7 protein-coding genes are annotated in these 10,288 nt (G+C 72.0%); 1 reads left to right on the top strand and 6 read right to left on the bottom strand.

What is annotated here, in order from left to right; genetic code table 11:
- The 6 genes from ACFULQ_RS17205 to ACFULQ_RS17180 all read right to left on the bottom strand — a co-directional run.
- Positions 1–2,037 (bottom strand): cell wall-binding repeat-containing protein (locus tag ACFULQ_RS17205; protein WP_383544247.1); only part of this gene is annotated, 2,037 nt, incomplete at its 3' end.
- A 113-nt stretch (positions 2,038–2,150) separates the two neighbouring features.
- Entirely contained in the window at positions 2,151–3,419 is a 1,269-nt protein-coding gene (locus tag ACFULQ_RS17200) for an RNA polymerase sigma factor (RefSeq protein ID WP_383544245.1), read from the bottom strand.
- Positions 3,420–3,466: 47 nt separating this feature from the next.
- Positions 3,467–3,823 (bottom strand): YciI family protein, encoded by a 357-nt coding sequence (locus tag ACFULQ_RS17195; protein ID WP_383544242.1) that lies wholly within the window; start codon positions 3,821–3,823, stop codon positions 3,467–3,469.
- Positions 3,824–3,960: 137 nt separating this feature from the next.
- The gene (locus ACFULQ_RS17190; protein ID WP_383544239.1) at positions 3,961–5,370 is read right to left on the bottom strand and encodes an FG-GAP and VCBS repeat-containing protein; all 1,410 of its coding nucleotides are present in this window, start codon (positions 5,368–5,370) and stop codon (positions 3,961–3,963) included.
- A 106-nt stretch (positions 5,371–5,476) separates the two neighbouring features.
- Entirely contained in the window at positions 5,477–6,532 is a 1,056-nt protein-coding gene (locus ACFULQ_RS17185) for an LCP family protein (RefSeq protein WP_383544236.1), read from the bottom strand.
- Positions 6,533–6,786: 254 nt separating this feature from the next.
- A complete protein-coding gene (locus ACFULQ_RS17180) occupies positions 6,787–7,854 on the bottom strand; it encodes a LacI family DNA-binding transcriptional regulator (RefSeq protein WP_383544233.1) in 1,068 nt (355 codons plus the stop codon).
- Between the two features lie 135 nt (positions 7,855–7,989).
- Between ACFULQ_RS17180 and ACFULQ_RS17175 the strand changes: the two genes are divergently transcribed.
- Positions 7,990–10,287 carry a glycoside hydrolase family 3 N-terminal domain-containing protein gene (locus ACFULQ_RS17175; protein ID WP_383544231.1) on the top strand — a complete coding sequence of 766 codons (2,298 nt, stop codon included), beginning with the start codon at positions 7,990–7,992 and terminating at the stop codon, positions 10,285–10,287.
- Position 10,288: the final 1 nt, after the last annotated feature.

Below are 10,288 nucleotides of genomic sequence, written 5' to 3'. Positions count from 1 at the left end.
GTGCTGGACCGTCCTGAGCGGCTCCAGGTGCGGATCGGCGCCGACCGGGCCGGTCCGCGCCGCGGTGGCGTTCAGGGTCGCGTCGCCGCCGGTGCGCAGGGCGGCGGTCCGGCTGCTCGCCGGCTCGTCGCCGTTGCGGAACGGCGTGTAGACGACCTGGGCGGAGTTCGCGGCGACCGAGGCGCCCGCCGAACCGAGGGTGCCCGCCGAGAGGTTGCCCGTACCGCCGAAGGCGACCACGGTGTTGGTGCTTGCGGACTCACGCAGCAGATAGCTCGTCAGCTCGGACGAGAGAGAGGCGCGGGAGGTCCACAGCACCGGCCCGAAGACGTTCATCGCCCCGGCCGCCGACAGTCCGTCGCGCCAGGAACCGGAGTAGGCGAGGGCCACGTTGCTCGGCGTGCTCCACCAGAACTTGGCGACGGCCACCGAGAGGGCCGCCCTGGTCTTCCCCGAGATCGGGTAGTACGAGTACGTGGAGGGCCAGCGGGAGAAGTTCGTGTGGGTCAGCGCGTACCTGGCGTCCGCACCCACCGGGATGACCATGGTCTTGTTGGGGTTGAGGCCGTTCAGGTACGACTTCACCGACGACGTCAGCGACTTGCCGTTGGTGAGGACCAGACCGCCCGCGCTGCCCGTGCCGTCGGCACCGGCCGCGGCTGCCGCCGGGAGGGACGCGTAGGCGTCGGTGCCGGAGGCCAGGAAGACGTACTTCGGGCTGGTGGTGATCGTCTTGGCCACGGCCACCGAGGTGGCGAAGCGGTCCGCGCCGGTCAGCCGCTTGGGTGTGAAGCCGAGGGCCTTCACCTGGGAGGTGACCGTGGAGCTCAGGACGGACGTGTTGCCGAGGAGATAGACGTTGGCGCCCGGCTTCAGCACCCGCTTCAGCTCGGCCTTCACCGCCGCCGACAGCCCGCCCTTCGTGGTGGCCAGGACCGGCCCCTGCTTCTTCCCGGCCAGCGCGGGCGCGGTCAGCGAGTACGCGGTGCTGTCCTGGTTGGTCAGCACGGCCGCCTTGGCGTCCATCAGGCCCGGCGCGTGCTGTCCGACCTTGTTCCAGGTCCAGCGGGAGGCCGCGACAGGGGTCGGGGTGCTGCCGGAGCCCCAGATCCGGGCGGTGTTGTTCTTGCGCAGCGGCTGCCAGCTCGGGTTGCTGCCCTGCGGGGTGCCCGGAACGGCTGTGCGCTCACCCGTGGCCACGTCGGCGTACTCGGTGGTCTGCACGTCGGAGCTGTCGCCCGTGGTGTGCGCGTCGAAGACGATGCGCTTGCCGGTCGGCGACCAGGACGGGTTGGCGACGTAGCCCGGACCGGTGGTGAGCTGCTTGACGTCGGTGCCGTCGGCCTTGGCCGTGAAGATCTGCTGCTTGCCGTCGGTGTCCTTGCGGACGAAGGCCAGCTTGGTGCCGTCGGGCGAGTAGGCGGGCTGCCCGGCGTTGGTGAGGACCCGCTTGACCGTCTTGGCGGACGGGTCGTAGACGTACACGCCGGCGTTGTCGTAGCAGCCGTAGTTGATACGGCGTTCGAAGGCGACCGTGCCGGACGGGCTCGCCGTCGGGTCGGTGTCGCAGACGGTGGACGGCTCCAGGGCCGACGACAGCAGCGGGCGGGGCGCCCAGGAGGCGTCGGAGGGGCCGTAGGCGAGCTGGCCGCCGGTGGAGAAGACGACGTAACGGCCACCCCACCAGAAGGTCAGGTCCTGGTACTGGGCGCTGGAGCGCATTCCCTCGGCCCAGGGCAGGTCGAACTTCGAGCCGCCGCTGGGGCGGATGCTGGTGATCTGGCTCCAGGAGGTGACCAGCCGGCTGCCGTCCGGGGCCCAGGCTGCATACCAGCCGGCGGTGTTGGGAACCGCGGTCTGCTTGCCGGTGACGGTGTCGACGAGCACCGGCCCGTCGGTCAGGATCCGGCCCTCGGTGCCGGGCCAGGGGCCCGCGTCGTCGGCGGAGGCACCGGGCGCGGCGGCCAGGGTGCCCACCGCGGCGAGAGCCGCCGCGGTCGTGAGCGCCGCGGCACGGCGGCGCATGGTCTGTCTCAAGTTGTCGTCCCCCCATGGGATGTCACAGCCCCCGTACCGGGGGCCGTGTCACTTTAATTCGCAAGGAAACACGAGGGAACCGAGTTACTGGTAAACGCCTGTGCGAATTCAGGTCAAGATCCACACGCCCTGGCCCGCTCCAGGAGCAGCTCCCGCTCCCGTTCGTTGCGCGTCAGCGCGGCCGCCCGCTCGAACTCCGCCCGGGCCTCCGTCGTACGGCCGAGGCGGGCCAGGAGGTCGCCGCGGACGCTCGGCAGCAAGTGGTAGTCGTGCAGGGCGGGTTCACCGGTGAGGGAGTCGACGATCTCCAGGGCCGGGGCCGGACCCTCGGCCATGGAGACGGCGACCGCGCGGTTGAGTTCGACGACCGGGGAGGGGGCGCGGGCGGCGAGCAGGGCGTAGAGGGTGGCGATGGCCCGCCAGTCGGTCTCCTCGTAGGAGTACGCGTGCGCGTGGCAGGCGGCGATGGTGGCCTGGAGCGCGTAGGGGCCGGGGGCACCGGTGGTCGTGGCCTCCGCGCGGGACAGGGCCTTGATGCCGCGGGCGATGAGCATGCGGTTCCAGCGGCTGCGGTTCTGGTCCTTGAGCAGGACGGGTTCGCCGCGCGGGCCGGTGCGGGCCGCGGTGCGGGAGGCCTGGAACTCCAACAGGGCCGCGAGGCCGTGCACTTCGGGTTCCTTGGGCATCAGGGCGGACAGCAGCCGGGCCAGCCGCAGGGCGTCCTCGCACAGGGAGGGGCGCAGCCAGTCGTCGCCGGCGGTGGCCGCGTACCCCTCGTTGAAGATCAGGTAGATGACGTCCAGGACCGAGCCGAGGCGGGCCTCGCGGTCGGGGCCGTAGGGCACCTCGAAGGCGATGTTCTTCGTGGCGAGGGTCCGCTTGGCGCGCACGATGCGCTGGGCGACCGTGGCCTCCGGGACGAGGAAGGCGCGGGCGATCTCGGGGGTGGTGAGGCCGCCGAGCAGACGCAGGGTGAGCGCGGTGCGGGCCTCGGCGGACAGCACCGGGTGGCAGGTGGTGAAGACGAGCCTGAGCAGGTCGTCGTCGATGTCCTCGGGGTCGGACGGCTCCTCGGGCGGGGCGGTCTCGGTGAGGTCCCGGCCGATCTCGGCCAGCTTGCGGGCGTAGTTCTCCCGGCGGCGGACCAGGTCCACGGCCTTGCGGCGCGCGATGGCCATGAGCCAGGCGCCCGGGTTGTCGGGGACGCCGTCGCGGGGCCACTGCTCCAGCGCCGCGACCAGCGCGTCCTGGGCGAGCTCCTCGGCGATGCCGACGTCCCGGACGACCCGGGTGACGCCGGCGATGATCCGGGGCGACTCCAGACGGAAGACGGTCTCGACGGAGCCGCGGGCGTCGGTGCGGGAGGGCTGTGAGGTGGTCACAGCCCCCCATTCGACACCCGTGCGGTCCCCGAGCCAAGGAAGCCGGCTCAGCCCTCCGCGATCTCCCGGACCTCGCAGGTGACCGTCCAGTGCTCCTCGTGGACCTTCAGGAAGCGCTTGGTCCACTCGATCGCCTCGGCCATGTCCTTGGCCTGGATGATCGCGTACCCGCCGACGACCTCCTTGGCCTCGGTGAAGGGACCGTCGGTCACCGACAGCTCACCCTTCTCCCAGCGCACCCGGGCCCCCTGCGCGGTCGGCGTCAGCCCGGCGGTGTCCAGCAGCACCCCGGCCTTGGTCATCTCCTCGATCAGCTCCCCCATGCGCTGCATCAGGGCTTCGGAGGGACCCTCGGCGGGGGCGGTCTTCTCGTCGATCTGGACCATCGACAGGTAGCGCGGCATGGTGACTCCTCGGTCGCTGCGGGGCCGGTCCTTCCCGGCCTCTCACCAGTGCGTCGATCGGAAGGGCCCGGGATCGACAGACTCCGCGGATTTCTTCGGAGACTTTTTCCCGGGCCCTCCATCATGGGTCTGACCTGCTACGACAGCGAGCCGCCGAAGGTCGCCCGCTCGACCGGAGCCCCGACCGTGCGGGGTTCGAAGGTGAACGCCGCGTCCGTCACGATGCCCGTCGGACGCCCGCGCAGCGACCAGACCGCGCCCTCGCCGGCGTTGGCGCCCTCGACCATGTTCTCGCGGGACGCGGCCGCCGCGAGGTCCGCGTAGCCGTTGCCGTTGATGTCGAGGACGCTGACCGCGTCGCCGAAGTTGTCGCTCGACTCCGCGGCACCGGGGACGCCGTCGGTGTCCTGGGTGAAGCCCTGGGCGCCCGTGCCGGTCAGGCCGCCGCGGCCGCCGTGGAGGACGTTGACCATGCCCGCCCCGTCCTTGTCGCCGAGCTTCTCGCCGGGCGAGCCCACGGCCACGTCGGCGTAGCCGTCGCCGTTGACGTCACCGGCGGACACCGCGTAGCCGAAGGCGTCCCCCTCCTCCTTGGCGCCGGGGACTCCTTCGGTGTCCTGGCTGTACGACTTCCAGGTCGACGCCGGCTTCAGACCGGAGCCCGAGCCGAGGGCCACGGTGACCGAGGAGTCGTTCGGGACGCCCCGGACGACGTCGTCGAAGCCGTCGCCGTTGACGTCGCCGAAGGCCACCTGGCCGCTGCCCTCGGGGGAGGCGGCGTAGGTGAAGCCGCTTCCGGAGGCGTTGGCCAGGTAGAGCTGGGAGCCGACGCCGCCGTCGCCGAGGTAGACGGTCAGCGCGAGGTCGTCGCGGCCGTCGCCGTTGACGTCCCCGGCGGCCGCGTACATCACGTCGTAGGGCTCCACCTTGGTCGAGCCGAACTCCTGCGTGGCGGTCGGCTTCCCGGCCCGGGAGATCGGGCCCCGCCAGACGGTGGCCTCGGTGCCGAGCGGGTCGTCGCCCGGGGCCCGGCCGCCGCGGAACAGGACCAGGTCCGGCCAGCTGTCACCGTCGAAGTCGCCCGCCTGGGTGGTCGCCGCGGGCACGGACACCCCGCCGGACAGGCCCTCCTTGGATCCCCAGACGACGACCGCGTCCCGGTTCGCGTCGGCCTGCCCGATGATCAGGTCGGTGCGCCCGTCGCCGTCCAGGTCCCCCGTGGACAGCTGGTAGCCGAAGTTCTCGCCCGCGGCGGGGTCGCCCGGGATGCCGCTGGTCGAGCGGCTGATGATGGTGCGGCTGTCCTTGGTCAGGCCGTGCGGGCCGCCGTACATGACGGTGACGTAGCCCGCCCCCTTCTTGCCGCCGATCGTGGCGATCGGGGCACCGACGGCGAGGTCCTTGTAGCCGTCCCCGTTGAAGTCGTCCTGGACGGCCTTCGATTCGTCCGCCACGGCGCTGCCCGCGAGGGCGGGTATCCCGCCGAGCGCGAGCACTCCGGCGATCAGCGGCACGGACCAGGCTTTGTACGAACGCGCGTTGGACATCAGTGTTCCCCCTGTTTACTGCTGTGTGGTCACCGCAACAGACATCCCTGGACGCCCGCTGGTTGCAGCAGGCGTCCAGTTTTTCGGTGCACACGTCAGGGAGAAGTCAGCGCAGCGACTCCCACAGCTCGCTCGCCGCGGGCTCCTTGGCCACCACCCGGTTGGGGTTGGAGGGCGCGGTCACCACCGGCATGGTCACGGTCTTCGTCCGGTCGCTCGTCAGGCCCTTCAGGCTCTCGCCGAGGCTCATCAGCTCGGTCAGGGAGTCGAGGCCGGTGTCGGTGGTGAGACTGCCGGTGATCGCGTCGGCGACGGAGTACAGCTTGGTGGGGCTGGTCAGGAGGTTCGTCGAGGAGATCTGCTCCAGCAGGGCCTTCACCAGGGTCTGCTGGAGGCCTATGCGGCCCAGGTCGCTGCCGTCGCCTATGCCGTGCCGGGTGCGGGCGAGCGCGAGGGCCGTGGTGCCGTCCAGGTGGTGGGTGCCCGCCTTCAGGTGCAGATGGCTGTCGTCGTCGTCGATGTCCTCGTCCGTGGTGACCGTGACCCCGCCGAGGGCGTTCACCAGCTTCGCGAAACCCGAGAAGTCGATCTCGATGTAGTGGTCCATGCGGACGTTCGTGATCGACTCGACCGTCTTGACCGCGCACACCGGACCGCCCACCGAGTAGGCGCTGTTGAACATCGCCCCGTATGCCACCGCCGTGGAGCCGCCGCTCTTCAGCGGGCAGGAGGGGCGGGTGACGAGGGTGTCGCGGGGGATGCTGACGATCGTGGCCCCGGTGCGCCCCGCGTCGATGTGCACGACCATCGCGGTGTCGGAACGGGCCCCGGTACTGCTGCCGCCGCCGAGCGCCTTGTTCTCCTTGCCGCTGCGCGAGTCCGAGCCGAGGACCAGGATGTTCACGGCTCCGGTGGGCAGCGGGGCCGCGCTGGCGGAGGCCGAGGCCGAGGGGGACGGGGTCGGCCTGGGCGGTCGGTCGTCGCCGAGCGCGCTGTTGATGTCGACGCTCTTGATGTTGTTGTTGAGATGCCAGTAGGCCCAGCCGGCCGTCCCGACCCCCAGCACCAGCAGACCCGCCAGACCAAGGCCGACGACCTTCAGCACCTTCGGTCGCCGGCCCGGTCTTCTGCCCGTGTCCCCGTTCTCGTCTTCTCCCGTCACGGGGAAGAACGTAAGTCCGAATTATTACGGCCAGGAGCTTTGAGGCCTTGTTCTTCGGAAATTCTCAGACTGGGCACCCCTTCGAAACTTTCGGCGACATAGCCGACTGACTTCGGAGGCGGATGGGTGCCGGCCCTCACCGGTCAAGGTCACTTGCCCAGGGGCGCGGGGCTGTGTCGACATGCGGCTCCGCCGCGTGGGCGCGACCAGCCACAACGCAGCCGCACCCGCGAGACAACCGACGAGGCGCCCCCCTAGGCGCCCCGCTCCACCCCGGCGCAACTACTACGGACAACCAGGCTCGTAGCCAACTCCACCCGCGTCGCCGCAGGCACCTGGTCCTCCCGGCCAAGGTCGAGCACCAGCTTCGCCGCAGCCTCGGCCATCTCCGTCAGCGGCTGCCGTACGGTCGTCAGCGGCGGCCCCACCCACCGCGCCACCGGCAGATCGTCGAACCCGACCACGCTCAGGTCCTCCGGAATCCGCAGCCCCAGCTCGCGCGCGGCCTCGTACAGGCCGAGCGCCTGGAGGTCGTTGCCGGCGAAGACCGCGGTGGGCCGGTCCGGGCGGCGCAGCAGTTCCAGGCCCTGGCGGTAGCCGGTCTCGTGGTGGAAATCGCCGGGCATGATCAGCCCGGGGTCGACGGGCAGCCCGGCGGTCTCCAGCGCGGCCCGGTAGCCGTCGACGCGAGCGCGGCTGCACATCATCCGGGAGGGTCCGGTGATCGTGCCGATCCGCCGGTGCCCGAGCTCGACGAGGTGCCGGGTGGCGGCGAGCCCGCCCTGCCAGTTGGTGGCGCCGATCGAGGGCACGTCGGCGCCCGGATCGCCGGCCGGGTCCATCACCACGAACGGGATCGACCTGCTGCTCAGCAGCGCGCGCTGGGACTCGTCGAGCCCGGACAGCACGAGGACCACGCCGTAGGGGCGGCGGGCGGCGACCTGGTCGGCCCAGGTGCGCCCGGGGGTGAGCCGCCCGGCGCTCTCGCTCAGCACCACGCTGAGCCCGGCGTCCCGGGCGACGTTCTCCACGCCCCGGATGACCTCCATCGCCCACGCGCTCTCCAGCTCGTGGAAGACCAGGTCGATCAGGGGCGAGCGGCTCGCCTCGGCACGGCGGCGCCGGTAGCCGTGCGCGCGCAGCAGGTCCTCGACGCGGGCGCGGGTCGCGGGCGCGACGTCGGCCCGGCCGTTGAGGACCTTCGAAACTGTCGGCGCCGAGACGCCGGCCTCCCGGGCGATCTCGGCGAGGGTCGCGGTCTGCTGCGACCGCCCCACCGCAGGGGATGTCGTCCGGGTTTCAGCGGGCTCCGGGGGTGTCATGGCGGCGATCGTATCCCTGCACGACCTCTTGACGAACCCTCGTGCCGGCCCTAGGTTCCCAAAACATTCGGATTTAACATCGAAACATTCGCGAAGGTCGTCGTCGACCCGACAGTCGAGCCCGACAGGAGTTACATGACCACCGCGCCCTGGCGTGACCCCGCCCTGACCGCCGCCGCCCGCGTCGACGACCTCCTCTCCCGGATGACCCTGGAGGAGAAGACCGCCCAGCTGTACGGCGTGTGGGTGGGCGCCAGCACGGACGGGGACGGCGTCGCTCCCCTGCAACGCGAGATGACCGCCGAGTACGACTGGGACGAGCTGATCACCCGAGGGCTCGGCCAGCTCACCCGCCCCTTCGGCACCGCCCCCGTGGACCCGGCGCTGGGCGCGCAGGCACTGGCCCGCGCCCAGCGCCGTATCGCGGAGGCCGGCCGCTTCGGCATTCCGGCGCTGGCCCACGAGGAGTGCCTGGCCGGCTTCACCACCTGGCGGGCGACCGCCTATCCGGTCCCGCTCGCCTGGGGGGCGAGCTGGGACTCCGAACTGGTCGCGGAGATGGCCGGCGCCATCGGCCGCGACCTGCGTGCGGTCGGCGTCCACCAGGGACTGGCCCCCGTTCTGGACGTCGTCCGCGACCCGCGCTGGGGGCGGGTCGAGGAGACGATCGGCGAGGACCCGTACCTGGTGGGCACGATCGGCGCAGCGTACGTCCGGGGCCTGGAGTCGGCCGGGATCGTCGCCACGCTCAAGCACTTCGCCGGGTACGCCTCCTCGGCGGGCGCCCGCAATCTCGCGCCCGTGCGGGCCGGGGTGCGGGAGTTCGCCGACATCACCCTGCCGCCCTTCGAGTTCGCGCTGCGCGAGGGCGGGGCGCGCTCGGTGATGGCCGCGTACACCGACACCGACGGTGTCCCGGCCTCCGCAGACCCCGGCCTGCTGACCGAACTCCTGCGCGAGCAGTGGGGGTTCACCGGCACGGTGGTCGCCGACTACTTCGGCGTCGGCTTCCTCCAGACCCAGCACCGGATCGCGGGCACCGAGGCGGGCGCGGCCCACGCGGCCCTGGAGGCGGGGCTGGACGTCGAGCTGCCGACGGTGAAGTGCTACGGCCGGCCGCTCGTCGAGGCGGTCCGGGCCGGGGAGGTCCCGGAGTCCCTGATCGACCGGGCGGCCCGCCGGGTCCTGCTCCAGAAGTGCGAGCTGGGCCTGCTGGACGAGGACTGGAACCCGGAGCCCACCGGGCGGATCGACCTGGACTCGACGGCGAACCGGGCGCTGGCCCGCCGCCTGGCCGAGGAGTCGGTGGTGCTCCTCGACAACCCGGACGGCCTGCTCCCGCTGGCGCCGGACACCCGGATCGCGGTCGTCGGCCCGCGGGCCGCCGACGCGCTGGCGATGCTCGGCTGCTACTCCTTCCCCTCCCACGTCCTCACCCACCACCCGGACGTCCCGATGGGCATCGAGATCCCCACGGTCCTCCAGGCGCTGCGCACCGAACTCCCGGACGCCAAGGTGACGTTCACCGAGGGCTGCGGGGTCGACGACCCGGACACGGCGGGCTTCGAGGAGGCGGTGGCGAGGACGGCCGAGGCGGACGTGTGCGTGGCAGTGCTGGGCGACCGGGCGGGCCTGTTCGGGCGCGGTACCTCGGGCGAGGGCTGCGATGTGACGGACCTGCGACTGCCGGGCGTCCAGGGCGAGTTGCTGGACACCCTGGTCGCGACCGGCGTCCCGGTCGTGCTCGTCCTCCTCACCGGCCGCCCCTACGCGCTCGGTCGCTGGCAGGGCCGGCTCGGTGCGGTGGTCCAGGCGTTCTTCCCCGGCGAGGAGGGCGGCCCGGCGGTCGCCGGGGTCCTCTCGGGCCGGGTGAACCCCTCGGGCCGCCTCCCGGTGAGCGTCCCGCAGGTGCCCGGCGGCCAGCCCTGGACCTACCTCCAGCCACCGCTCGGCCTCGCGGGCGAGGTCAGCAACCTGGACCCGACCCCGCTGTACCCCTTCGGCCACGGGCGCTCCTACACGGAGTTCACCTGGGACGACTTCGAGGGCTCGACCCCGACCATCACGACCGACGGCTCCTACGACCTCGCCGTCACCGTCCGCAACACGGGCGACCACGCGGGCGCCGAGGTCGTCCAGCTGTACCTGCACGACCCGGTGGCCTCGGTGACCCGCCCGGACGTCCGCCTGATCGGTTACCGGCGGCTGGAGTTGGCCCCGGGCGAGTCCCGCCGCGTGACCTTCCGCTTCCACGCGGACCTGTCCGCCTTCACCGACCGCACGGGCAGGAGGATCGTGGAACCGGGCGACCTGGAACTACGGCTCTCCGCGTCGAGCGCCGAGCCCCGCCACACGACACGACTGCACCTGACGGGCCCGGTACGGGAGCTGGGCCCGGACCGCCGACTGCGCTGCGAGACGGAGGTGGCGTAGG

The sequence above is a fragment of the Streptomyces sp. NPDC057253 genome, from assembly GCF_042669125.1.
Taxonomy (GTDB): Bacteria; Actinomycetota; Actinomycetes; order Streptomycetales; family Streptomycetaceae; genus Streptomyces.
Note: the sequence above shows the minus strand (reverse complement) of the source record. Positions and strands in the feature narration are given on the sequence as shown.

Coding starts and splice junctions, on each gene's coding strand:
- ACFULQ_RS17190 (WP_383544239.1), bottom strand. CDS start 5,370: ATGTCCAACGCGCGTTCGTACAAAGCCTGGTCCGTGCCGCTGATCGCC.
- ACFULQ_RS17175 (WP_383544231.1), top strand. CDS start 7,990: ATGACCACCGCGCCCTGGCGTGACCCCGCCCTGACCGCCGCCGCCCGC.
- ACFULQ_RS17180 (WP_383544233.1), bottom strand. CDS start 7,854: ATGACACCCCCGGAGCCCGCTGAAACCCGGACGACATCCCCTGCGGTG.
- ACFULQ_RS17195 (WP_383544242.1), bottom strand. CDS start 3,823: ATGCCGCGCTACCTGTCGATGGTCCAGATCGACGAGAAGACCGCCCCC.